This window comes from Pseudenhygromyxa sp. WMMC2535 (genome assembly GCF_011083025.2).
Genome location: NZ_JABJWV010000001.1, coordinates 9,060,799 through 9,084,668, shown reverse-complemented (window position 1 = coordinate 9,084,668; position 23,870 = coordinate 9,060,799). Strand labels below are relative to the sequence as shown.

The 23,870-nt window shown below is 69.0% G+C and carries 21 protein-coding genes and 1 riboswitch; of the genes, 14 read left to right on the top strand and 7 right to left on the bottom strand.

Features of this window, described 5'->3' with window-relative positions; all coding sequences use genetic code 11:
• The first annotated feature begins 4 nt into the window (after positions 1–4).
• Positions 5–841 carry a hypothetical protein gene (locus G6O69_RS34995; RefSeq protein ID WP_172307809.1) on the top strand — a complete coding sequence of 279 codons (837 nt, stop codon included), beginning with the start codon at positions 5–7 and terminating at the stop codon, positions 839–841.
• Between the two features lie 1,097 nt (positions 842–1,938).
• On the opposite strand, the gene G6O69_RS34990 is transcribed toward G6O69_RS34995, so the two are convergent.
• The 5 genes from G6O69_RS34990 to G6O69_RS34970 all read right to left on the bottom strand — a co-directional run bounded on the left by G6O69_RS34990 (position 1,939) and on the right by G6O69_RS34970 (position 7,204).
• Positions 1,939–2,793 (bottom strand): hypothetical protein, encoded by an 855-nt coding sequence (locus G6O69_RS34990; RefSeq protein ID WP_172307808.1) that lies wholly within the window; start codon positions 2,791–2,793, stop codon positions 1,939–1,941.
• A gap of 47 nt (positions 2,794–2,840) precedes the next feature.
• Positions 2,841–3,548 carry a hypothetical protein gene (locus G6O69_RS34985; RefSeq protein ID WP_172307807.1) on the bottom strand — a complete coding sequence of 236 codons (708 nt, stop codon included), beginning with the start codon at positions 3,546–3,548 and terminating at the stop codon, positions 2,841–2,843.
• A 184-nt stretch (positions 3,549–3,732) separates the two neighbouring features.
• Entirely contained in the window at positions 3,733–5,076 is a 1,344-nt protein-coding gene (locus G6O69_RS34980) for a hypothetical protein (RefSeq protein ID WP_172307806.1), read from the bottom strand.
• A gap of 89 nt (positions 5,077–5,165) precedes the next feature.
• On the bottom strand, positions 5,166–6,260 hold the full coding sequence (locus G6O69_RS34975) for an alpha/beta hydrolase (RefSeq protein WP_346017124.1): 1,095 nt from the start codon (positions 6,258–6,260) through the stop codon (positions 5,166–5,168).
• Between the two features lie 74 nt (positions 6,261–6,334).
• Positions 6,335–7,204, bottom strand: a complete 870-nt coding sequence (locus G6O69_RS34970; protein ID WP_172307805.1) for an alpha/beta hydrolase — start codon at positions 7,202–7,204, stop codon at positions 6,335–6,337.
• A gap of 152 nt (positions 7,205–7,356) precedes the next feature.
• On the opposite strand from G6O69_RS34970, the gene G6O69_RS34965 reads away from it, so the two are divergent.
• The 9 genes from G6O69_RS34965 to G6O69_RS34925 all read left to right on the top strand — a co-directional run bounded on the left by G6O69_RS34965 (position 7,357) and on the right by G6O69_RS34925 (position 16,635).
• The gene (locus G6O69_RS34965) at positions 7,357–8,298 is read left to right on the top strand and encodes a hypothetical protein (RefSeq protein WP_172307804.1); all 942 of its coding nucleotides are present in this window, start codon (positions 7,357–7,359) and stop codon (positions 8,296–8,298) included.
• A 14-nt stretch (positions 8,299–8,312) separates the two neighbouring features.
• Positions 8,313–8,693 (top strand): hypothetical protein, encoded by a 381-nt coding sequence (locus G6O69_RS34960; protein ID WP_172307803.1) that lies wholly within the window; start codon positions 8,313–8,315, stop codon positions 8,691–8,693.
• Between the two features lie 234 nt (positions 8,694–8,927).
• Entirely contained in the window at positions 8,928–9,410 is a 483-nt protein-coding gene (smpB, locus tag G6O69_RS34955; protein ID WP_172307802.1) for an SsrA-binding protein SmpB, read from the top strand.
• 8 nt (positions 9,411–9,418) lie between these two features.
• Positions 9,419–10,126: a hypothetical protein gene (locus G6O69_RS34950; protein WP_172307801.1), complete on the top strand. Its 708-nt coding sequence runs from the start codon at positions 9,419–9,421 to the stop codon at positions 10,124–10,126.
• Entirely contained in the window at positions 10,123–11,664 is a 1,542-nt protein-coding gene (locus G6O69_RS34945) for an AAA family ATPase (RefSeq protein WP_172307800.1), read from the top strand. Before G6O69_RS34950 ends, G6O69_RS34945 begins: the two co-directional genes overlap by 4 nt.
• A gap of 56 nt (positions 11,665–11,720) precedes the next feature.
• Positions 11,721–12,668, top strand: coding sequence for a mechanosensitive ion channel family protein (locus G6O69_RS34940; RefSeq protein WP_172307799.1), 948 nt, complete (start codon positions 11,721–11,723; stop codon positions 12,666–12,668).
• A 235-nt stretch (positions 12,669–12,903) separates the two neighbouring features.
• Entirely contained in the window at positions 12,904–14,517 is a 1,614-nt protein-coding gene (locus G6O69_RS34935; RefSeq protein WP_172307798.1) for a DUF262 domain-containing protein, read from the top strand.
• A gap of 147 nt (positions 14,518–14,664) precedes the next feature.
• Positions 14,665–15,234: a HipA domain-containing protein gene (locus tag G6O69_RS34930; RefSeq protein WP_172308407.1), complete on the top strand. Its 570-nt coding sequence runs from the start codon at positions 14,665–14,667 to the stop codon at positions 15,232–15,234.
• 27 nt (positions 15,235–15,261) lie between these two features.
• Positions 15,262–16,635 (top strand): tetratricopeptide repeat protein, encoded by a 1,374-nt coding sequence (locus tag G6O69_RS34925; protein WP_172307797.1) that lies wholly within the window; start codon positions 15,262–15,264, stop codon positions 16,633–16,635.
• A 47-nt stretch (positions 16,636–16,682) separates the two neighbouring features.
• On the opposite strand, the gene G6O69_RS34920 is transcribed toward G6O69_RS34925, so the two are convergent.
• Together G6O69_RS34920 and G6O69_RS34915 are read right to left on the bottom strand one after the other, a co-directional pair.
• On the bottom strand, positions 16,683–17,276 hold the full coding sequence (locus G6O69_RS34920) for a hypothetical protein (RefSeq protein ID WP_172301289.1): 594 nt from the start codon (positions 17,274–17,276) through the stop codon (positions 16,683–16,685).
• A gap of 50 nt (positions 17,277–17,326) precedes the next feature.
• Positions 17,327–17,518: riboswitch (cobalamin riboswitch) on the bottom strand.
• 54 nt (positions 17,519–17,572) lie between these two features.
• Entirely contained in the window at positions 17,573–18,277 is a 705-nt protein-coding gene (locus G6O69_RS34915) for a hypothetical protein (protein ID WP_346017123.1), read from the bottom strand.
• A 32-nt stretch (positions 18,278–18,309) separates the two neighbouring features.
• Between G6O69_RS34915 and G6O69_RS34910 the strand changes: the two genes are divergently transcribed.
• The 4 genes from G6O69_RS34910 to G6O69_RS34895 all read left to right on the top strand — a co-directional run bounded on the left by G6O69_RS34910 (position 18,310) and on the right by G6O69_RS34895 (position 23,866).
• Positions 18,310–19,263, top strand: coding sequence for an aminoglycoside phosphotransferase family protein (locus tag G6O69_RS34910; protein ID WP_172307796.1), 954 nt, complete (start codon positions 18,310–18,312; stop codon positions 19,261–19,263).
• Between the two features lie 309 nt (positions 19,264–19,572).
• The gene (locus tag G6O69_RS34905) at positions 19,573–21,351 is read left to right on the top strand and encodes a DUF1588 domain-containing protein (RefSeq protein WP_172307795.1); all 1,779 of its coding nucleotides are present in this window, start codon (positions 19,573–19,575) and stop codon (positions 21,349–21,351) included.
• A gap of 12 nt (positions 21,352–21,363) precedes the next feature.
• Positions 21,364–22,758, top strand: coding sequence for a DUF1552 domain-containing protein (locus G6O69_RS34900; protein WP_172307794.1), 1,395 nt, complete (start codon positions 21,364–21,366; stop codon positions 22,756–22,758).
• A gap of 241 nt (positions 22,759–22,999) precedes the next feature.
• Complete coding sequence (locus G6O69_RS34895) at positions 23,000–23,866, top strand: hypothetical protein (protein WP_172307793.1); 867 nt, start codon at positions 23,000–23,002, stop codon at positions 23,864–23,866.
• Positions 23,867–23,870 lie beyond the last annotated feature (4 nt).

Genomic DNA, 23,870 nt, shown 5'->3' with positions numbered 1-23,870 from the left:
CGGCGTGGCTGCTTCCCACGCCGACACCGCCGCCCCTGCGCGAGCGGAGCCCTCGCTGCAAGAGTCCCTGCTCCACGGCGCGCCGACGCCGAGCGAGCGCAAGCCCGAGCGTCGCTGGGCCTACCCGCTGTGGGGCATCTTGCTGGTCAGCCTGTTCGTGGCCTTGCACAGCGCGGCGCTGCTGGTCTGGAACCTGCCGGGCAAGGGCCTGTCGGGGAAGTTCAACAAGGAGTTCCTCGACAAGAGCCACGGCCGCGACTACATCGACGCGGCCTGGCTGAACCAGAGCTGGGGGATGTTTGCCCCCAACCCGCCGCGCAGCAACACCTTCGTGCTGGTCTTCGTCGAGGATCAGGACGGGCAGATGTGGGACTTCGAGCAAGACATCTGGGGGGAGGATCGCTACCCTTATTGGTTCTACGATCGGCGTGGCAAGATCAACCGGCGGATCGACGGCAAGAAGCACTATCAGCGCATCTACGGCGCCTGGGTTTGCCGCGAGTGGGAGCGCCAAAACGGGGGCGTGCCGCCCAAGTCGGTGCTCTTCGTCAAGCGGTGGAGCAAGACGCCCACGGAGGACCAGGTGATCGAGCAGGGCGGCTGGGAGCAGTGGGCCGAGTGGCGGCAGAGCCAGCAGGAGACGATCACCTGCAAGACCACCGTCAACGCCCAGCTGCCGCCCGAGCTGCGCGAGCGCTACGGCTTCTCGCCCGAGGGCGACAACGAGTTTCGTCCGGTGCGCCTGCAGACCTGGTGGGACAAGGCCGAGCGCGCCCGCTCCCGCGCCGAGGCTCAGGGTGACGATGAAGACGAAGACGACGGCGACGGCGACGGCGAGTAGGGCAAGGGCATAGGGGGCCACCGGGCGGACCAGGGAGTCGATCGTGTTGGTCGCTACCCGGCGCCAGGCCACGTCGTCGACGTAGACCGTCAGCGTCGGCGACGTAGGCGAGCGGCGACTTGGCGAGGGGGAAGCGCTGGAACAATCGCCCATATCCACACGGAGTCATGCATACCCCCCAATTGTCCTGGCAAGAATCCACGGACCATTTTGAACTCTCCTCCGTGGGCTGGTACCCTGACAGAGACATGTTCACATCAAAAGCTTGGCGCGCGAGCGCGATCCTCTCTGTGTTTCTCTTCTCGGCCTGCTCAGACGGCAGAGGCGATGACTCGTCCTGCCAAGTCGGGACCCTCGACTGCTCCTGCAGTCCCGAAGGCCAGTGTTTCGGCGAACTCAGCTGCCAAAGCGGAGTCTGCGTCGACCCTGCCTCCAACGACTCGGCAGAGCCGAGCGCCGACACATCAGGTGGCTCTGATACGTCGGACAGTTCTGACACTTCGACTAGCTCTGGCACCACGAGCAGCGCCGACACATCGGACACCAACAGCTGCGCACCCGAGTTGACGAATTGCGATGGAGAATGCGTCGACCTAATGTCGGACAGCAACAACTGCGGAGCATGTGATAAAATCTGCGACATAACTATCGAAAGTGGTGGATGCGAGAGCGGAGTCTGCCTTCCCGCACTAACTGATTGCATCGAGGCAGCCGACCAAATCCTCAGCTGCGATCAAATCTGTGCGAATGAAGGAAAGACCTGTGCTGAAAGTGGGTGCAAGTTCAATTGGAACACATCCACATATGTCTGGCATATCGCTCTTCCGGTTTGCGAAGATGGAGAACTCGGTCAATTCGTCAATGCAGCCTGCACACACCCTCAGGAGAAATTCGCGGACTACTACCGCTGCTGCTGCCAACAACCCTGACATCACACCACCTCCCGAGCCCGGACCTTCACCGTCCCCCGCTCCGGCAGCGCCCGGTGGTCGTTGTCGCTCGGCGCTCGCAGTGGGTCCACCACAGCTTCGGCCTCGCTCCTCGCCACGGAGCCGCCAAGACGCACCTGAGGGCGCGCCTTCAAACCGGTCGCCGCTCTAGAGCGGTCCGAGGACCAGCGCCCAGAGATCGAGGATGATGAACACCGCCATCCCCGTGGCCAGCGCCGAGATCGCGGTGCGCCCGGCGGTCCACGGCTCGTCCTCGTCGATGCGCGCGAACATCGGCACGCTGACCACGAAGAAGCAGGCGTAGAAGACCGAGCCCCAGGCGAGCATGCGGCCGCGGTCGAGGTATTCGAACACGTCCTCGAGGGCGGGGATGGCCATGAAGAAGGTCTCGGCGAAGGCCGTGGCGTAGGCGAGCACGACCAGGGCGACCACGCGGCCGAGGGTGCCGAGCTCGAAGCGCGTCCGTAGCCAGCGCAAGGTCACGGTCATGGCCACGTGGTAGGTCATGAAGTAGGCCAGGGTCAGCGGGTACAAGAAGAGCGGGACCTCGCGGCCGCCGCCGAGCAGGCCGGGGTCGAGGGGGTCGCCGGTGCCGACGAGCGCGGCCTGGAGGTTCCACTGCGTGGGGAAGCGGTAGCGCATGCCCAGCACGTCGAAGAAGTAGTGGGTGAAGAAGTAGCTGCCGATGAACACGAAGATCGCGTTCCACAGGTTCAGCCGTAGCCAGACGCTGCGCCAAAAGGGCTGGGCGGGCTGGGCGGGCTGATCAGGGCCGGGCTTGCGGGCGCCCAGCATGGGCACGAGGATCATCGGCGCGGCCACGGCGGTGCCGAAGAGCATGAAGCCCGGATCCCCCCAGCGGCGATAGATGCCGCTGAGCATGACCACCGCCATGAAGGTGATCCAAACGGGGGTGTAGAACAGGTAAAAGCGCTCGGCGGCGGCTTTTTGCGGGTTGCTGGACAACCATCGCGCGCTGGATGACCTGGGGAGCTCGTCCACGCTGCGAGGGTAACAGGCGTAGGCGCTCCCCGAGCTGGCTTCAGTGGCTACTGGCGGGCGACGGGCACCAGGTTCTTGCGCGCCGCGTCCTCGGGCGGCTGCTTGGCGGCGGCGATGTGCGCCAGGACCTTGGGCATGGCCGCCTCGGGGCAGGCTCCGTCGGCCCAGCTGACCTGACGGACGTGCTCCCAGCCCGGCAAGAAGGCCCAGTTGATCCCGTTGGCCCGGCTCCACATCGCCCCCTCGACCCCGGGGATCGGCTCGGACGCGAAGTCGGGCAGGCGCAGGTGCTTTTTCATGCGCAGGTCGTGGTCGGCCACGGCGTCGCTGATGGAGGTGGCCTGGACCCGGGAGGCGCGCAGCGACAGGGGGGAGCGGTCTTCGACGCCGTGGAGGTAGTAGTAGCCGCAGCTTTGTTGCAGCGACTCGCCCAGGTAGAGCTGGTGACCGCAAAGCTCGCGGATCACCTCGGCGTCGAAGCCGGTCTCCTGGGGGCAGCACTCGGGCTCCGGGAGCTTGGGGGCGTAGAGCCGGCACACGCCGTTGCTCTCGTCGGGGCGGCCGCTGCCGGGGGCGGGGCCCTCGGGGAGCTGCGTGGGGGCGTCCTCGCTGACGTAGAGGTCGCTGGTGTCACGGACGACCCGCTCGTCCTCCTCGGAGACCACGGGGACCGGGGAGCCCGGCTCGTACTCGGGCTTGTCGACCTTGGCAGGGCAGGCGCTCAGGAGCAGGGCGCCGGAGGCCGCGAGGAGCACGCGAGCCGCACCTGCAGGTCGGCCTGCAGGTCGGGAGGATTCGATGGATCGGGGGGCTGCCGCGGCCATGGTCGGTGTTGTGAGTAGCGCTCTTGCGCGCGCGGGCGCAAGGGGGCGGCATCCAACGCCGGCAGGTTCGCGCGCTTACGCCTCCCCCGCCTGGGCTCGGCCGGACGCGGTGGGCTCAGCGGGTGAGGGGTCCGCGAGGTCGCCGCCGCCTCGGCGCCAGCGCAGGGATGGCCAGGAGCAAGAGCAAGAGGCCGCCAGCGCCTCCGAGTCCGCCGAGTCCGCCGAGTCCTCGGCGCGCGGCGGAGCTGGCAGCGCAGGCGCAGCCGTCGTCGAGCACCGGGGCGTCCTCGCCGATGCTCACGTCGAAGCTCAGCGTGGCCTCGTTGCCGGCCGCGTCGCGCAGGACCAGGTCGAAGGTCCACTCGCCCACGGGCATGCCCTGGATCTCGAAGCTCGGGTCCGCGGCGCGGCGCAGCTGGGGCTCGTCGATCAGCCCGGGCACGGCGATCTCGAGCTCGTAGACCTGGGGGTGGAGGTCGTCGTGGACCTCGAGGATCACGTCGAAGGTCGCCGGCCCCTGGGCGTAGTAGCCGTCGTAGGGCGAGACCAGCTCGAGGGTCGGCGCGCGATCGTCGACGTAGGGGTTGCCAAACAGGAGCTTGAGGGTGGCGACGTCGTTTTGAAAGTCCGAGAGCCCGCACAGCTCGAGGTTGATCTCGGGGCAGCTGGGCTCCTCGGTGGGCGTGAACTGCACGTCGTCGACGATCTGCGCGCAGCCGTCGAGGTATTTGACGAGGGTGTTGTCCCCGGCTGGAGACATCATCGTGTTCTCGAGGCCGAGGTGGTCGAAGCCCCAGGTGTGCGCCGACTCGTGCATCGCCGTGGACGCGCCGCCGTTGACCCAGTCGGCCCGCTCGCCGTCGAGGAAGACGTAGGCGATCTGGTTGGGCAGGTCGTCCCAGCAGTCGCCCGCCGGCGCCCGTCCGAGGGCCTCCTCTTCGACCGAGTCCCCGCCGTAGACGACCATCATGTAGGGCTCGTCGTAGGGCGGCCGCTCGCCGGTGATGCGGATGCCGAAGTCCGTGGCCAGCGAGCGCATGGCGTCGAGGATCGCCACGCGCTGGGCGAAGGTCCCGCTCCAGGGATCGAAGGTGGTGTTCTTCTTGAGCCAGTGGCAGTTCTCGTGGCTGTTCGAGGGCGAGCACTCGCCGATCTCGACGCCGTCGAAGTTGACGAAGATCGTGGTCGAGGTGCCGACCTTGCGACGCGGCGAGGCGGCCTGCGGGGCGTAGTCCCGCGGCTCGAAGGGCAGGGGGACGGCGTCGTCGTAGGGGACGGGGGCGCGCTCGGGAGACACACTCGCCGATGAAGGCGCGCCCGCCGATGGAGATGAAGAGGTGGAGGCCGCGGCAGGGACCGAGCGCTGCCCGTGCTCCGGCGGGAGCGGATGCAGCATGCGGAGCTCGGGCTCGCCCGCGAGCAGCGCGGCGAGGGCGAGGGCATGCGAGAGGACCGCCATGGGCCCGTGCACGATAGCAGGCTCTCCCCCGGCGGCCCATGCGAGCGGGGGGAGAGCCCGGGGCAGGGGGAGACGCGGCGCTCGGACGCTCAGCCCTCGGCCTGGGCGCCGTGCTCCAGGAGGTAGCTGGTGAGCGCCTGGATATAGGGCGCCCACGCCTCGAGCTGCGGCACGTGACCGACGCCGTCGATCTCGACCAGGGTCGCCTTGGGGATGGCGCGCTCGGCCGCCCGACCCAGCGCCGGGTAGTCACCCAAGGTCGCGGCGACCTCGGGCGAGGCCGCGCCCTTGTTGAGCGCGGTGCGATCGCGCTGGCCGATGATCAGCAGGGTCGGGACGCGCAGGTCGGGGAACTCGTGGACCACGGGCTGCGTGAAGATCATGTCGTAGTGCAGGGCCGAGACCGTGGCGATGCGCTCGCGGTCGGGGCCGGTGGCCCACCCGGCCTGGATGTCGAGCAGGGGATCGTACTCGGGCTTCCACTGCCCGTCGAAGTAGCTGGTCTGCATATAGGCCTTGATGCTCTCGGGCGTGGCCTTCAGGTTGCGGGCCTTCCACTCGTCCACGGATACGTAGGGGACCTCGCGCTTCCAGTCCTCGAGGCCGATCGGGTTGACCAGGGCCAGGGCGCTGACGCGCTCGGGGAACATCAGCGCCATGCGGGTGCCGACCATGCCGCCCATGGAGTGGCCGACGAGGGCGGTCTGCTCGATCTCCAGCGCGTCGAGGAGCGCGAGGGTCAGCGAGGACAACATTTGAAAGCTATATTGGACGTCGATCGGCTTGCTCGATTTGCCAAAGCCGAGCTGGTCGGGGATGACCACGCGAAAGCCCTGCGCGCTCAGGGCCTTCGCGGTGTCGGCCCAATAGGCGCCGGAGAAATTCTTGCCGTGGAGCAGCGTGACGGTGGCGCCGTTGGGCTCGCTGGGCTCGATGTCCATATAGGCGATGGACACGACCTGGCCCTGGACCTCGGCCGAGAAGGTCTCGACCGGGAAGGGGTAGTCGTAGCCGCTGAGCATCGCGTCGAGGCCGGCGGAGGGCTCGGCCTGGGAGGGCTCGGCGGCGTCGGCAGAGGGCTCGCCTGCCTCGGCCTCGCAGGGGCAAGCGGGGGCCTCGGTGGTGGGGCAGGGGGCAGCGCAGCCGATCACGGCCAGGGCGAAGAACGCGGGCAAGAAACGCACGCGCCCGTGATGCCAGCTGAGCCGGGCCTGTCAACGCTGATCCAGTTTGTCCGCCCACGAGCGGCGCGCCGGCGTCAGCAGCGGGCTTCGATCCACTCGTAGACGCTGCGCATCACCGGCGCGCGCAGCTCCTCGGGCTCGTTGTGGAGCTCGTGGTAGTAGCCCGGCCAGACCTCGAGGCTCTGATCCCGGCCGACGGGGTCGGGCAAGCTGGCGAAGATGCGCTCGGTCTCCCGGTGATCGCAGATGAGATCGCCGGTGCCCACGTACCAGTGCATGGGCACCTCGATGCCACCGACCTCGGCGTCGACCCGGGCGATCCCGTCTTCCATGGCCACGGCCCAGCCGGGGGTCACGGGGCGGACGCGCCGGGGGTCGGCGGCGTAGCGGGCGACCTCCTCGGGGTCACGACAAATTGTCTCGGGCTCGAGGCCGGTGGGGACGGGGAGGCGGGGGAGGAGCTTGGCGGCGAGGCGGGTGAGCTGGCGCTTGAGCGGCCCGACCTTCAGCGCCAGGCCGAGCAAGGGTGAACTGATCACCACCCCGCGAAGGTCGATCTCGTGCTGGTGATCGAGCAGGTAGGTGAGGGTGATGAGGCCCCCCATGCTGTGGCCGAATAGAAACCAAGGTAGGGACTGAGGGCCTTGGGCCTCCCCGAGCGTGTCGACCTGGTGGCGAATGACCGCGAGGAGATCGCTCGCGTAGGTCTCGAAGCGATCGACATAGCCAGGGGCGCCGCCGCTGCGACCCTGGCCGCGGTGGTCGACCCCAAACACCAGGCCCCCCCGCTCGCCGAGCTCGCGAGCGACGCGGTCGTAACGGGAGACATGCTCGCCTTGACCGTGGACAGCGCACACGACGAAGCGGGGGGTCCCGGCGGGAGACCAGCGCTCGCCGTGGAGCCTGACGCCGTCGTTCGTGGTGAGGTGAAAGCGCTCTGTCACCGAGGGAGTATGCCACGCAATTTCGACCTAGGAAGATCGTGCTGTTGGACCTGTAGCCAAGCTCATGGTCGCAAGGCTGGGACATGGGGAAAAAGACGGGGCTGGTCAGACTGCGATACTCTGTGCACCCCCTACGAGGAGAACCCCCACCGATGAAGGACACACTGATCAAAGCGTTGATGTTCGCGCTGCCCCTGGGCATCGCTGCCCCGGCCATGGCCGCGCCACCCAAGATTATCGCCGAGGACTTCGACGCCGCGCCGACCGAGGAAGAGGCCCTCGACGACAACATCTTGCTGGTCATCGAGCTGCCGATCGCCGCCGACGGTGCGCGCGAGGCTGGCCTCGACGAAGAGGAGCTCGCCGAGGCCCTCGAGGCCGCGCGCCAAGCTGCGCTCTCGGCCGGCTACATGGCGCAGGCCATCGACGAGGAGGCCACTGAGGTCCGGACCAAGGGCAAGGGCAAGCGCAAGGCCTTCGGGCATTGGGTCAAGCATCAGATCGCCGAGGGCGCGCGCGGCAAGGACCTCGCCGATCGCGTCAAGGATCGCGAGATCGAGCCCAAGGAGCTGACCGACGACGAGAAGGCCGAGCTCGACAAGAAGATCAAGGCCGTCGGCGAGAAGCGTCGCGAGCGTCGCAAGAAGGTCGACGACATGCGCGAGAAGCTGCGTGAGGAGGGCAAGAAGCCCGAGCTCACCGGGCGCGAGCGCCACGAAGAGATGATGAAGAAGGCCGCCGAGCGTCACGAAGAGGCGCGCGAGGCCTACAAGAAGCACAAGAAGACCCCGGGCAAGCCTGGCGCCCAGCCCGACGACAAGAAGCCCGAGGATCACCCGCCCGGCGAGAAGCCCGAGGGTAGCCCCGACGACAAGGCTGGCCCCGGTCCCGAGGGCAAGCCCGGCGAGCCCGACAAGGCCCCCGGCGACAAGGTCGACGGCAAGCACGACGCTCACCAAGAGCACGTCGACGATCGCCGCGGCAAGGTCGACGACAAGAAGGACGCCAAGAAGGACGACAAGAAGGACGCCAAGAAGGACGACAAGGCCGGCCCCGCTGGTCCTGGCAACAAGAAGGCTCCGGGCAAGAAGTGAGGACGGAGGACATCATGCGTACGTCGATCAAGACCATCATCTTCGGGTTCGCGCTGACCCTCGCCGCTTGTGACGGCGGAGAGAAGGCCAACAACGACAAGGGCGGCGAGGCCAAGACCGCCGCCAAGGCCGACGGCGGCGACAAGGCTGCCGCCGAGGCCGGTGACCAGGCCGCCGCGGGCGAAGAGGTTGCCGCTGCCGAGGAGGCCGTGGCCTTGGATCCCAAGGTCGAGAAGGCCGTCACCGTCGCCAACAAGATCGCCGCCGACCCGAGCTCGGCCGACGACATCCTGGCCGAGGCGGGCATGGACCGCGAGGGCTTCGAGGAGCTGCTCTACGAGATCGCTCGCGACCCCGAGCTGTCCAAGAGCTACGCCGTGGCGCGCGAGACCTAGGCGCCGCCTGCCCAGGTCTTCCACTTGGGCCGATGCGGCCAGCTCGCGGTGCGTTCGCGGGCTGGCCGCATTTCTTTTGTGGCGCGGCCGGATCTTCATGGGTCTCCCCGCGCCACCCCGCGTCCTGGCTCCGCTATCGGCACCGTGGCTGTAAAGTTTATGAAAAGTTAGTGATTTCAGGTTCTTGGCCAGGAGGGCGTGATCTTTGGCGAGGCCTTGCTTAGCTTTGTCCCCTTGGCCCGGAAGAAGAAGAAACGCCAGCTCGGAGACGAGCTGCTCGAGGACAACCGCAAGGCCCTGCACGACTTCGAGATCATCGAGGAGCACGAGGCTGGGATCGTCCTCGAGGGTAGCGAGGTGAAGTCGATCCGCGACGGTCGGATCAGCCTCAAAGAGGCGTTCTGTCAGTTCCGCAAGGACGAGCTCTACCTGCTCCAGGCGCATATCTCCGAATTCCCTCAGGCCCACGCCCGCAACCACCCGCCACTGCGTGCCCGCAAGCTGCTCTTGCACCGTCGCCAGCTCGACACGCTCTTCGACGCGGTCAAGCAGCAGGGCCTGGCGATCATCCCCCTGGCCGTCTACCTCAAGGATCGGCGGATCAAGCTGCTGATCGGCCTCGGTCGCGGCAAGAAGGTCCACGACAAGCGGGCGGCGATCAAAGAGCGCGAGCAGAAGCGAGAGATGCAGCGGGCGATCCGCGAGCAGGGGCGCTGAGGAGCGAGATGCCGGCCGGTGATCAGGCGGCGGGGTCCGAGGCAGCGCGGCCCGAGCTGGGCGAGGGCGCGCTCGAGGAGCTCGACGCTCTGCTCGCGCTGGCGAGCGCGGGACCCCTGGGTGTCGACGCGTGCCTGCGCATGGCGGCCCTGGTCGAGCAGGTCCCCGGGCGCGCGCCGAAGGTCGCCAGCGCGCTCGGGCGTCAGCGCGACGCGGCGGCGGTCGAGGGCCTGCTGGCGCTGCCGGTGGACACCCGCGGCGTGGTCGAGGGGCTCTACGCGGCGCTGCGCTGCGGCGCGCGTCGAGAGCAGGCCGCCGGCGGGCAGGCGCCGAGGATGATCGCCCTCGAATTTCGCAGCTCACGATCCCGGCGCTTCCCGCGTCTGGTCGAGCGCGCGCACGAGGCCTTTGGTGGCCGCCTCGAGCGCCTGCGCATCGATGACGTGATCCACTACCGCGTCGCGTTGCTCGACGCCGAGCCGGGGGGCGAGGGCGAGGGCGGAGAGGATGCCGACGCGCTTGCCCCGGCGGCCTCGCTGCGCCGACGGGTGCAGCCCCTCGAGCTCGATCTGCTCGGGCTGCACCGCGACATGCAGCGCCTGCGCGGCGTCCGGCTGTGGCTCAACGGCTGGCGCTTCGACGACGGCGGCCCGCTGCGCCCGGCGGCCCGCGAGCCCTTGCTGCGCGGGTGGTTGGAGGGAGTGCTCGAGGGGTGAGCGCCTACGCCGGACGGGCGATCGTGGACCTCGCGCTCGAGCGTCGGCTGCGGCGAGGGCTGCGGGCAGGGCAGCGCGCGCTGGTCTTGCTGACCGCCGAGGACCAGCGCGCGCTGGCCGTGGGCGAGCGCCTCGGCGAGGTCTTGGACTGGCCGGTTCACACCTGGTCGGCGGCCTCGGGGGTCGACGGCAGCGGGCGCGAGGCCGAGCTCTCTGGCCTGCTGGCGCGACTGCTCGACGGCGTTGGCGTTGGTGTTGGTGTTGACGCCGAGGGCGGGGCGGACAGCCTGTGGCTGCTCTTCGACGCCGGCGAGGCGCTGCGCGGCGCGGCGGATCTGCGCCGCGTTCGCGAGCTCGCCCAGCGCAGCGCCGGCCCTACCTTGATCTTCGTCGAGCGCGAGCCCGGGCGGCTGGCCGCGCTGCCCGAGCTCGGCGTCGAGCGCCTGGCCCTGCCCGACGCCGACCAGCTCGGCGAGCGCCTGGCGTGGATCGCTGGCCAGCTGCCCGAAGAGCACGCCGAGCTGAGCGCCTGCCTGCGCGCGAACGAGGCCGCGCTGGCCCGAGCCGGCGTGGGTCTGGAGCTCGCGCGCTTCGATCGCCTGATCGCCGAGGCCGCGCTGGCCTGCCCGCCCCAGGCCGCGGCGCTGCTCGAGTTCATCGCGCGCCACAAGCCCGACGCCCTCGCCCACGACGGCCTGCTCGAGCCCACGCACTCGGTCCCCGCCGCCGAGCTCGGCGGCCTCGATCGCTACCGCAGCTGGCTGGCCCGCCGCGCCCTGGCCCTCGCGCCCGCGGCCCGCGACGCCGGCATCCCGGCGCCCCGGGGCGTGCTCCTCGTCGGCGTGCAGGGCTGCGGCAAGAGCCTGGCCGCGCGGGCCTCGGCGGACCTGCTCGGCCTGGCGCTGGTCCGCCTCGATCTCGGGCGGCTCTTTGGCGGCACCGTGGGCGAGAGCGAGGCCAACCTGCGCCGGGTCACGGCCACGGTCGAGCGCATGGCGCCGGTGGTCTTGTGGGTCGACGAGATCGACAAGGGCCTCGCCGGGGTCGAGGGCGGGCGCAGCGACGCGGGCACGGCCGCGCGGGTCGTGGGCGCCCTGCTGACCTGGCTGCAAGAGCGCGAGCAGGCCGTGTTCGTGGTCGCCACCGCCAACCGCGTCGCGGGCCTGCCCCCGGAGCTCCTGCGCCGCGGTCGCCTCGACGAGCTCTTCTTCGTCGACCTCCCCGACGCGGACCAGCGCGCACAGATCCTGGCGATCCACCTCGAGGCCAAGGCCATGCGCGAGCTCGGCGTGGCCCCGCCCCTGGCCGATCCTCGCGCGCGCTACCTCGAGCTCGCCCGCGCCGCCGATGGCTACTCCGGCGCCGAGCTCGAGGCCGCGCTGATCGAGGCCCGTCTGGCCGCCTTCGCCCGCGGGGAGCCGCTGGCCGCCGCCGATCTCGAGGCCGCGCTGGCCGAGGCCGTCCCGCTCTCGCGCAGCCACGCCGAGGCGATTGCGAGCCTGCGGGCCTGGGCCGAGGGCCGCGCTCGCCTGGCCTGAAGCGCGGCCGAGCCGACGCAGGATCCTCGCGCGCGCTTGGTCCCGCCGCGAGGATCGTGCACCCTCGCGGTGTGGGGGACTTCTTCAGCAACCTCTCCATCGGCTCGGAGCACCTGAGCCAGACCGAGCTGGTCAGCCGGATCCTCGGCACGCTGGTCACCTTGGGGGTGCTGTGGATGCTGCGCAAGCTGGTGCTGCGCGTGGCCAGGGCGCGCCTGGGTGAAGAGCCGACCAAGCTCTACCACTGGCGCAAGGGCACGGCCTACACCGCCTACGGCCTGGCCTTCTTGATGGTCGGGGTGATCTGGCTGGAGAGCTTCGCCTCGCTCGCAACCATCGTCGGTCTGGTCTCGGCGGGCCTGGCCGTCGCCCTCAAGGACCTGCTCATGAACCTCGCGGGCTGGGTCTTCATCTTGTGGCGCAAGCCCTTCGTGCCCGGTCAGCGCATCGCGCTGGGCGACTTCCGCGGCGACGTGGTCGATCAGGGCGCGTTCACCTTCAGCTTGATGGAGATCGGTCAGTGGGTGAACGCCGACGAGCGCACCGGCAGGCTGCTCCACGTGCCCAACGGCCTGGTGTTCACCGAGGTCCTCGCCAACTACAACCAGGGCTGGTTCGACCTGATCTGGAACGAGCTCTCGGTGACCGTGACCTTCGAGAGCGACTGGCGCTCGGCCAAGGCGATCATGGTGGAGATCGCCGAGCGCCGGGGCACCGTGCACAGCGACCAGGCCCAGGCGGCGATCCGCGATCACGCCTCGCAGTATCTGGTCTTCGACACCAGGGTCGCGCCGCGGGTCTATTCTTCGGTCCTCGACTCCGGCGTGGGCCTGACCCTGCGCTATCTGTGCAACCCCTTCGAGCGCCGGCGCACGGCCGAGGTGATCTGGGAGGACGTGCTCGACGCCTTCCACGAGCGCGCGGACATCGACTTCGCCTACCCGACCACGCGCTTTTACGACAACGTGCGCGAGGGCAAGGACGAGGCCCGGGCCGCGCCCTAGTGTGCGCGGCAGAGGACTTGAAGGGCCCCAGGCCTGGAGCACCGGCCGCTGACTTCGTTGCTCGTCAGTCATTTGTGCCCGACAAACTCCCTCCTCGCGCCTCGTCAGCGACCGGCGGTCCGGCGCCTGAGACCCTTCAAGTCCTCTGGCGCGCACACTAGGGATGACGAGGTCCGATACGACCGACGGGAAGGTGTCGCCGCCTCGGATGGGTACCGCGGCACAGGCCGCCGCGATGGCGGTCGAGGATGTCATCAAGCTCGCGTCCGAGGGTCGTCCGCGAATGCCGATCTTCCAGCGTGATTTCAGGTGGGAGGCCAAGGATCGTCGCGATTTGCTCGACAGCATCTACCGCGGTTATCCGGTCGGCACCTTGCTCCTCTGGAAGAACCCGCCGTCCACTGTAGCCCCGTCGAGTAGGGAGGGGGGACGAGCGCTGGGCGGAGCGGTGAGCGGGCCGCCGGGAGGTGGAGATCGATACCTCGTCATCGATGGACAGCAGCGGCTGACGACGCTCTGGGAGGGGCTTGGTCGTGCGCCCGCGCTGGGCGAGGTCGCGCTCGTGTTCGACATCGAGCGCGAGGAGGTCATCAGCCGTCCGCTCACACCCGACGAGATCGAGGGGCGCCCACCGCAGCGTGAGGGCACGGGCCTGCCGCAGGTACCCCTCCATCTGGTGCTCGACGCGGCGCTGTTGTCGGCGTGGGTTCCGCCGTGGATGTCGCTCGAGGACAAGCGCCGCTACTTTGAGCTCGGCAAGCGCATTCGCGAGCACAAGCTGGGCCTCTACATCGTCGAACACGCCGAGATCGACGCGCTCAGGCATGTGTTCGACCGGGTCAACTCGACGGGCAAGTCCATGCGCCGTGATGAGGTGTTCAACGCGCTGATCTGGTCGCAGGTATCTCGAGGGGGCAATACGGGCCTCGCGCTCGTCAACGCAGAGCTCGCGGAGCTCGGGTTTGGGGAGATCCCGCACCTCACGATTTTGAAGGCTTTCGAGGCGATTCGAGGTGGCAAGGTCGGCAAGCTCGATCCGAGGAAGCTCGAAGTCGTCGACGCTGAAGCGGATCTCATCCGCACCGCCAAGGCTCTGCGTGCGACCGTGGCGTTCTTGCGTGGCACCGCCCACGTCCCCCATGTGGCGGTTCGGCCGTACGAGCTGCCCATCGTCGTGCTGGCGCGCTTCTTCGCGCTTCACCCGGCTCCCAGTGAGCGGAGCTTGATCTTGCTGCGTCGGTGGCTGTGGCGTGGCTCGCTCGGGGAGCGCCTCGGAGGCGCCTCGGGTTCGATGCAGCAGCACGTGGACGACGTGAGGGCGGACGAGGCGGAGTCGGTGCAGGCGCTGCTGCGGCGGACGGGCTCACCCGAGGGCCTGTCCTTCGACGACGACGAGTGGAGCAAGACGAGCGCTTCCGGCATGGCGACCGCTCGCGGGAAGGCGATGGTCTGTGCGCTCATCGCCCAGTGGCCGCGTAGTCTGCGGACGGGGGAGCGGCTGGACGCGGGCGACCTGTTTCGCAACGGCTCGAGTGATGGCGTGCAGCCAATCCTGCGTGACTCGGCCAGCGGAGCGCACCGTGGCCGTGGAATGGTCAACAAGCTGCTGCACCCACCTGGTACCACCGCGAGGGCGCTCATCTTGGAGTGCACCGATGAGGCCGCGCTCGTCTCTCATGGGATCGACGCCAAAGCACGCGAGGCGCTGCGCCAGGGAAATGTCGAGGCCTTCTATGACCGCCGGGAGCGAGCCCTCCGGCGCTCGGTCGAGGCATTCTTCGCGCGGCACGTCGAGCTGGAGCGTGACGACGCTCCATCGATCGCCATGTTGGCGAGGCGCAGCGCATGAGCGCTCGCGTGCTGCTGGGGAATGTCGTCGTTGGAGAGCTTCGCCCGGACGCTGCCTCCGGCCAGACGGCCCTCGAGTTTGACGCCACCTACGCTGCGTCCGCCTCGCGTCCCGTGCTCGGGCGATGGTTCGAAGACCAGCTGATCGATCCACCGCGCACCTTTCGCGGCTCGCCGCTGCCGAACTACTTTCGAAACCTGCTCCCACCTCCCGCCGGAGGACAAGTACGCGTGGGAGGACTTCGAACTCGGGTGGAGCCACTACGGGAGCGTGGGCAGCGTCATCTATGCGCTGTGTGGTGAGGACGACTTTTTGAAATACATGCGTCGCCTCGCGTTCATGGTGCTGTCGGGAAACGCCGACGCGCACCTCAAGAATTGGGCGCTCTTTTACCCGGATGGCGTGAGGCCGCGGCTCGCTCCGGTGTACGATGTCGTCTCGACGGTCGTGTACTCGTCGATTCACACGCACACTGCGCTGCGTTGGTATGAGCCACCCACACCCACGATGGAGCGGCCGATGCAACTGGTCGACGTGTCTTTGGACGAACTCTTGACGGTAGCGTCGCTGTCGCCAGTCGATACTTCACGGGTGATGGATGATCTCGAGGCGTTCATCCGCGAGGTTCGGGGTGTATGGATAGATGTCGCGGCCACTGCGCCCGCTGTGGTGCGGGACCGGGTCACGGCTCATCTCGCCGCGTCCAAGCTTCAGTAGCTGCTGTAGCTGCTACTGTCGGCGCGGATGTCGGCCCTCGAAGCCCCCCAGGTCTCCCGCGCACGCAGCACGCTGCTCTCGATCACCTGCGCCCTCGGCCTCGCGGTGGCGGGCTGCGAGCGCGCCCAGGAGAGCCGGGCGCCGGGCGCCGATCCTGCGTCGACGCAGGACGCCTGCGAGGGCGCGCAGCTGCTGTCGCGCGAGTGGACGCTGGCGCGCCGCGACGCCCTGGCGGCCGCGCTCGCCGGGCTGCGCGGGGAGTGGCCGGGCGTGGCCCTGGCGAGGATCGACGCGCGCGTGGCCGCGGCCGAGGAGTCGTGGTCGGCGGCCTATCGCCAGACCTGCGCGGGCGAGGACCAGGCGGAGCTCGAGCGCGCCGAGCAGGCGCAGCGCTGCCTGGACGCCCAGGTCTGGGCGCTCGTCGCCCTCGCCGAGCTGATCACCGAGGCGCCGGAGCAGCGTGGCGCAGGGCTGTGGCCCGAGGTCGACCGGCTCTTCGAAGACCCCGCGGGCTGCCTCGAGAGGGCGGAGGTGGACGCGGGCAGCCCAGACCTCGAGGCTGCGAAGGCGACGCTGCTGCGCGGAGCAGGCGAGGCGAGCGGAGCAGGCGAGGCGAGCGGAGCGGGAGAGGACCAGGGGATCGACGCGCGCCGCGAGGCCCTCGCGCGGGCGCGCGAGGCCGGTGATCCCTGGGCGATCCTCGCGGCCTCGCGCTCGCTCGCCGCGGCCCAGCGCGAGGCCGGTGATCTCGGGGGGGCGCGCGCCACCTTGGCCGAGGCCATCGCCGTGGCGACGCGCCTGTCGGGCGCCAGCAGCCCGCACACCGCGGTGCTCCAGCGTCAGCTCGCCCAGGTCCAGCTCGACGCGGGTCGCTTCTCCGCGGCCCAGGACCTCCTCGTCGACGCCCGAGACGCCTTCGCCGAGGCTTTGGGCGCGGACCACCCCGAGACCCAGGCCGTGCTCGAGCTGACGGGGCAGGTGCTGATGAGCGCCGGCCAGGCCGCCGACGCGCACTTCGCCTTCCTCGACCTGCTGGAGATCTGCGACTCGCTCTACGGCGCCCGCGACTGGCGGACGGCGCGGGTCAAGCTCGCGCTCGGCGACACCTTGCTGGTGATGAAACAAAATCGCGGCGCGCGGACGCTCTACACCGAAGCGCTCACGCCCCTGACCCAGGCCCTGGGCGCGGACAGCCGCGACGTGATCCGGACGCTGATCAGGCTAGGCACGGCCGAGCTCGCACTCGGCGAGCTCGAGGCCGCGCGCCAGCACTGCGACACTGGCCAGCGCCTGAGCAAGGCCCTCGCGCCAGAGGATCCGCTACGCGCGGAGGCCCAGGTCTGCGTGGAGGACGTCGCCAAGCGCGAGGCCGAAGCGGCCAAGGCCAAGACCAAGCGCTGAGGATGTTCGAGCCGGGCGCGCCGAGCAGGCGCGCCCGGTCGCTCGGGTCATTGCTGCTCGAGCGAGGTCCAGGAGAACCCCGCGCAGCCCGCCGCGAGGTCGTCGGCGTCGGCCGATCCGGCCACGGCGTCATCGATGGTCGCGCCGTCGTAGACGGTCTGGCAGTAGTAGAGCGCGTCGTCGGCCCAGGTCCAGTCGAAGCGGCTCCACAGCTCCGGGAAGTACTCGTTTTGGGCGTCGTTTTGGGCGACGAGGTAGGTCGCCTCGTTGTCCCAATGATCGATGAGGAACGTCCCGGCGGCGTTCTCCCACTGCTCGGCGGTGATGACGTGCATGTCGCCCCACTCGTCGATGTACTCGCCGATGATCTCCAGGTCGTCGGCGTTGCCGGTGTCGGTCTCGGTGCCGGCGTCGGTCTCCGAGTCGGTCTCGGTGCCGACGTCGGAGTCGGTCTCGGTGCCGGCGTCGGTCTCGGTGCCGACGTCGGAGTCAGTCTCGGTGCCGGCGTCGGTCTCGGTACCCGCGTCGGTCTCTTCGGTGCCTTGCTCGTCGCCACCTTCGGCGGCGTCGTCGGAGCAGGCGGTGAGCGAAGCAAAGGCGAAGAGCGAAGTAGCGGCGAGACGAAGCGTGAATTGATGCATGCGAACCATGGGATCCTCCCCTCGAGGATGTGACGGTGACGTCGCCCGGAATTGGGTCGACGGCGTCCGGCAGGTCTTCGGACTTGCGGGTCGTCCTACTCACCGCGGCTTCCCAACGCCTGTGGGCGCCAGTACCTGGTGCGGTTTTCGTCGCCGCTCACCGCTGCGGGGGCAGCCCCGGAATCTCACCGGGTTCCCTCTTGCGACGCCCCATGGGGCGAACCGGAAGCTGGGCGTGAGTAGCGGCTGGGTCTGGCGCTGTCCAGCGCTGGCCCTGGAGGCGACTCACTCGTGCATCAAAAGCCCGCGGGGATCTTGCCTGTCAGGAAGCTGACCGTGTTGGGCTCGCCGCGGGCGGACCAGCGCGCGAGCCGAGGCTCCTCTGGCGTGCCCTCGACCAGGCCTTCATCTTCGGACCAGCGCGGCGCCTCGCCGGGGGCGAGGGTGTGCAGCCCGCTTTGCCATGGACCGATGATGTACGTGTGCCCGGCGGCGCGGCAGCCCATGAAGCCCACGAACTCGCGGGCGAAGCGCTGACCTGGCGCGGCGCCAAAGGTCTCGCAGGTGCGAAACCACCACTGGCTCTGGCTGGGCGCCATGCGATCGCGGATCGCCGCGAGCGGTCCGTGGTGCGCGTGCCGTGCTCGAAGCGAGCCGAGGTCGAGGCGCTCGGCGTCGACGCGCGCGCAGCCCCACTTGCCGTGGCCCCAAAACTGGACCTCGGCGATGGGCCGAGGATCGGGGTAGTCGGCCAGCCAGCGCAGGGCGCTCCCCCAGTCGTCGAAGCCGCGCCAGTCGTCGAGGCGGCCGAGGCTCGAGTAGAGCGCGCCGCCGACGGCCCAGGAGTGGCTCAGGCCAGGGCCGGGGACGCGGGTGAATCGCTCGCCGACGCGCCGGGCCAGCCGCCCCCCGAGGCCGTCGCCGGATCGATGACGCAGGCCGGGGACGAGGTCACCGGTGCAGGTCCGGTCGTAGATCATCAGCCGCAGCGGGCGCGTCACGGCGGGAGCATAGCGCGGTAGCATGATCCGTGATGGACGCCGACGAGCCGCCCCTCGCGCTGCGTCGCTTCGTGCTCGAGCAGCTCGGCCCGGTCGCCAGCTGGCGACGCCGCGACGACGGCCGCGGGCACACGCGGGTCTGGCTGGTCTCGACGGTGGCGGGGGAGGGGGTGGCAGGGGAGGGGGTGGCAGGGGAGGGGGCGTCGGGTAAAGGGGCGGCGGGTAAAGGGGCGGTGCTCAAGCATCACCTCGGCGCGCGGGGCTTCGCCCAAGAGCGCGAGGCGCTGAGTCGATGGTTCGAGGGACCCGGGCCCGATGGTGGGCGTTGGCCGGTGCCGCGACTGCTCGCCTTCGACGTGGCCACGCGCGCGCTGCTGCTCGAGCAGCTGGTCGGCGAGGCCGCCGATCCGAGCGCGCCGGGGATCCACGAGGCGGCGGGCCGCTTCCTCGCCGCGCTCCACAGCCTGCCGATACCGGACCGCGATCCCATGCCGCTGAGCGAGGCGCTCGAGCGGCGCTGGCGTGGATGGTTGGCGGGCTGCGCCGACGCCCTCGATTCAGAGCTGCGCGCGGGCCTCGAGGCCATCGCCCCCGCGCGCGTCGACCTCGAGGGCGTGGCCCGGGTGCCCTGCCACCGCGACTTTGGCCCGCACAATTGGCTGTGGACCGGCGAGCAGCTCGCCGTCATCGACTTCGAGCACGCCCGCGCCGACCTGCCCGCCGTCGACTTCGCCAAGCTCTGGGCAGGCGCATGGCGGAGCAAGCCCGAGCTCGGCCAGGCCTTCTCCCGCGGCTATTTTGCGTCGTCGTGTGGTAGGCAGAATATTGCGCAGATCAGCGAGGGTGCATTCTCTTGCGCACTGGCGCTGCATGGTTTGGCGAGCTTGGCCTGGGGCATGCGCCACGCTGATGCTGATTTCGAGGCCGAAGGTCGGCACGCGATTGCGCTGGCTGTGGCCAAAGCGTGCACATTTTTGGACCAATGAAGGGCACGGCGTGCCGATTGCTCATGTCGCCGGGAGACGAGAACAACCGACGTTTTGTGTGCCTATGAGATGTGGTGTGAGGGTGTTTAAATAGAGGTCTGAAACCTACAAATAACGCAGGCTGATATGCCTTCAGAAACACATTTCATAAAAAACAAATATAATTGTTGCAAAGTGAGTGTCCCATCTGCATAGACTGGCAGCGACCATCGCCACTCATTCATGGCGGTGAGGAGGGGGGCCTTCGTGACATTTCAATTTTCCGCAAAGCCCGGGCTTGGACCCGCCTTTGGGCTGTCTTGCATCTTCATGTTCGGGTCCGGTTGCGTGGATGACGAGCTCGATCCCTCGATGCCAGGTGCCGACGAGGTCGGTGAGGAGGGGGGCACAGGGGGCGACGACGAAGATGGTCCCTCTGACACCGAGGGCCCATCTGACACCGAGGGCGAGTCGACCTCGGGCGAAGAAGGCACGGGCGAAGAAGGCACGGGCGAAGAGGGCACGGGCGAAGAGGGCACCGGCGAAGAGGGCACGGGCGAAGAGGGCACCGGTGAGGAGGAGGAGTACACGCCCCCGCTGGGCGGCATGCGCAGGCTCCTCGACTACCAATACGTCAACTCGATCGAGCTGATGTTCGGCCCCGAGGCCGCGGCCGTGGCCGCGCCGCCCGGGGACCAGGCGCTGAGCGGCTACACTTCGATCGGCGCGGCTGAGCTCTCGCCGGGCCTCGACCTCGTCGAAAACTACGAGACCTCGGCCCTGGCCGTGGCCGACGCGGTCGTGGCCAACCCGCAGACCCTCGCGTTGATCGCCCCTTGCGTGATCAACGACAACTCGGACGCAGAGGCCTGCTACGCGCAGGTCGCCACCAACTTGGCTCACCTGGCCTGGCGGCGGTCGCCGAGCGCCGAGGAGGTCCAGGCCATCGTCGACATCTCGCTTCAGGCGCGGACCTGGGGCGAGGGCGCGTTCGGCCCGGGGCTCAAGTACGGGATCGTCCGGGTGCTGCTCTCGCCGCACTTCATCTACGTCAGCGAGCTCGGAGAGCAAGATGTCGAGGACCCGACGGTCTACTGGCTGACCGGGCCGGAGGTCATCACGCGGATGTCGCTGCTGATCAACGGGCGCATCCCCAGCCTCGCGCTGCTCGAGGCCGCCGAGAACGGGCTCTACGACGAGGTCTCGGCCCTCGACTCGCTGGCTCGGGACATGGTCGCGGATCCGGGCGCGCCCGAGGCGGTCTCGGAGTTCTTCGCCGAATACCTGGCCCTCGACGAGATCTCGGCCAAGGATCCGGAGCTCTTCCCGCTCTACAGCGAGGCGCTCGTCGCCTCCATGGTCGAGGAGACCGAGCACCTGCTGCGCGCGGTGATCTGGGAGGACAACACGGACTGGCGGACCTTCTTCGACGCCGACTACACCCACGTGGACGCGGCCCTCGCCTCGTTCTACGGCATGGAGGCGCCGGTCGAGGACTGGGCGCGGGTCCAGCTGCCGGAGGATCGCGCGGGCTTCTTGACTCAAGGCAGCGTGCTCGCCCGCAACTCGCACAGCAACATCAACTCGACCACGCGCCGCGGCCAGTACATCCAAGAGCGCATGCTCTGCTACACGGTCCCGCCGCCGCCGGCCGACGTCAGCCCGGTGCTGCCCGAGGTCCCCGAGGACACGCCGATGACCCTGCGCCAGCTGATGGAGGAGATTCACCTCTCCGACGACAGCTGCGCCACCTGCCACGTCCACCTCGACACCCTCGGCTTCCCGCTCGAGCACTTCGACGCCCTGGGCGCGTGGCGAGAGCTCGACAACGGCCTGCCCATCGACCCCGTGTCGGAGTACGGGAGCTTTGGCGTGATGAACGACGCCATCGACCTCGCGACGAACGTGGCCATGGACCCGCGCACGCCCGAGTGCCTGGCCAACAACCTGCTGCGCTTCGGGCGTGGCTCCCTCGAAGACTACAGCACCGAGTCCGCGGCCCTCGAGGCGCTCTATCTCGACTTCGAAGAGTCGGGCTTCAGGGTCCAGGAGCTGCTCGTCTCCTTCGTCACCAGCAAGCTCTTCCGCCAGGTCGGGGAGCCCAAATAGGAGGAATTCATCATGCGCAAATATCTCGAGCGACGAACCTTCCTGCGTGGGATCCTCGGCGGCGGCGTGGCCTCGGTCGCCCTGCCTCCGCTGGACGCCATGCTCAACCTCGAGCAGACCGCCTACGCCGACGGCACGCCGGATCCGGTCCGGCTGATCACCTGGTTTTACGGCGACGGCTTCATGCTGCGCAGCTTCGAGCCGATCGGCGTGGGCGCGGACTGGCAGCTCAACACGCACATGGAGCCGCTGGCCGGGGTCAAAGACTATCTCAACGTGGTCACGGGGGTGCAAAACCGCTGCCAGCAGCAGATCACCCACCACGAGGGGATGACGGTCTTCAACGGCTACACCATGGCCGACATCGGCGAGGGCCAGGGCTTCTTCTCGAACCCCGCGGGCCCGACCATCGACCACCTCGTCTCCGAGGCGCTCGCCGGGCAGACGCCGATCAGCGGGATCCACCTGGGCATCTCCAAGGCCCAGAGCCCGGCCGACTACGGCTGGACCATGCACGCGCTCTCGCACCGCGGCTACCTCCAGCCCAACGAGCCGATCACCAGCCCGAGCGCGGCCTGGCAGGCGCTCTTTGGCGCGCTCTCGGGCTCCAAGGACGACAGCGAGCTGCGCCTGAGCATCCTCGACTCGATCAAGGGCGACGTCGCGACCTTGGAGAGCAAGCTCGGGGCCGCGGACAAGATCCGCCTCGAGGCGCACCTCGACAGCATCGCGGCCCTCGAGGCCAAGCTGGCCGTGGTCGACCCGCTGTGCGCGATCCCGCCGGATCCGATGTTCGAGAACAGCGAGGCGATCAACAACGAGCTGCTCACGCAGGTCAACGAGATGATGAGTGACCTGATCATCTACGCCTTCTCCTGCGACCTCACCCGGGTGGCCACGGTGATGTTCCTCGAGGGCGCGGCCGAGCCGACCCTGGGCGAGGTCGAGGGCGCCACGGGATCGTGGCACGTCGCCAGCCACTCGCCGGGGAGCTGGACCGAGGGCAGCTACTTCGACCACGGCCAGCGCTACATGATGGAGCGCTTCGGCTACCTGCTCGAGGGCCTCAAGAACACGGTGGAGATCGACGACACCAACCTGCTCGACAACACCATGGCGCTGCTGAGCTCCGACGCCTCCGACGGCTCGACGCACGCGATCTCGCGCCAGCCGATGCTGATCGCCGGCCACGGCCGCGGGCACCTCAAGCACCCGGGCATCCACTATCAACCCGAGCCGCTCAGCGACAGCTACAGCTACGGGTCCCAGCCCGGGCCGTCCTCGGGCAACACCAGCGACGTGCTCCTGGCCCTGCTCCAGGGCTTCGACCCCGACGCCGCGTGGATCGGCGAAGAGGACGAGGGCGGCGCTGGCTCGGGTACACCGCTGACGGACATCATGGCCTGAGCGCGCGCGAGCCGGGCTCCCCAAACGGGTTTTGGGGAGCCTCGAAATATTACGAAATATGAAGCAGAGGCGGTCGTAGGTGCGCGTACGGCCGTTTTTGTCGCGTGGTGTGGACGAACCCTGCGTGGGGCTTTGCGACGGATGTTGCGAAGTGCGACGCTCGGTGCCGCGTCAGCGCCGAGGAGCGCCGCTGACAGGGGGTGTCGGCGGGCGGCACGGTCCTTGCTCGACTGCCGGGCATATGACGACTGAGCGCACGACCCCGACCCGCCGTTTCACCTCCGCCGCTGGCTGGCTGCTGACCGCCAGCATGGGCTTGGGCCTGGGCGCGGGCTGTGACCGCGGGATGGACTGGACCGAATTTCGTGAGGCCCTCGACGAGGCGGTGGTCCAGGGCGAGGCCCAGGCCATGGCCAACGACGTGATCGAGATCAGCACGAGCTTCACCATCGGCCAGGCCGTGGCCGAGGCCCGCGAGGAGATCCGCGCCTTCGCCGAGTCCCAGATCCCCTGCAGCAGCGTGACCCTCGAGGGCGAGACCGGCCTGAGCATCGACTTTGGCGAGCTCGGCGACTGCTCCTACAACGGCAAGACCTACGCCGGGGTCATCACCCTCGATCTCGAGGCCAACGCCGACGCCAGCGAGGTCATCGTCCACCACGGCGCCGAGGCCTTCCGCAACGAGGACATCCAGCTCGACGGGAGCATCGACGTGACCTGGGGCGGGGGCGCGCGCAAGGTCGTCTCGGACCTCAGCTTCTCCGGCGAGGGCGGCGTCAGCCTCGAAATTTCGGCCAACCGGACCATGACCTTCATCGACCCCGCGCTCGGCCTCGCCGGCGGCGTCGAGATCTCGGGCTCGCGGACCTGGGAGAGCGCGCGCGGCCAGTGGAGCCTCGACATCGACGCGGTCGAGGTCCGCGGCCAGGACCCCGTGCCGCAGTCCGGCGAGTACGTGCTCACCAACCCCGACGACGCCGTGGTGACCATGTCCTTCGAGCGCCTCGACGAGGACACGATCCAGGTGACCATGACCGGGTCCGGCTCGCGGCGCAGTCGTGAGCGGGTCTACGAGGTCAGCTCGACGGGGAGCGTGGACGAGGCGTAGTCTC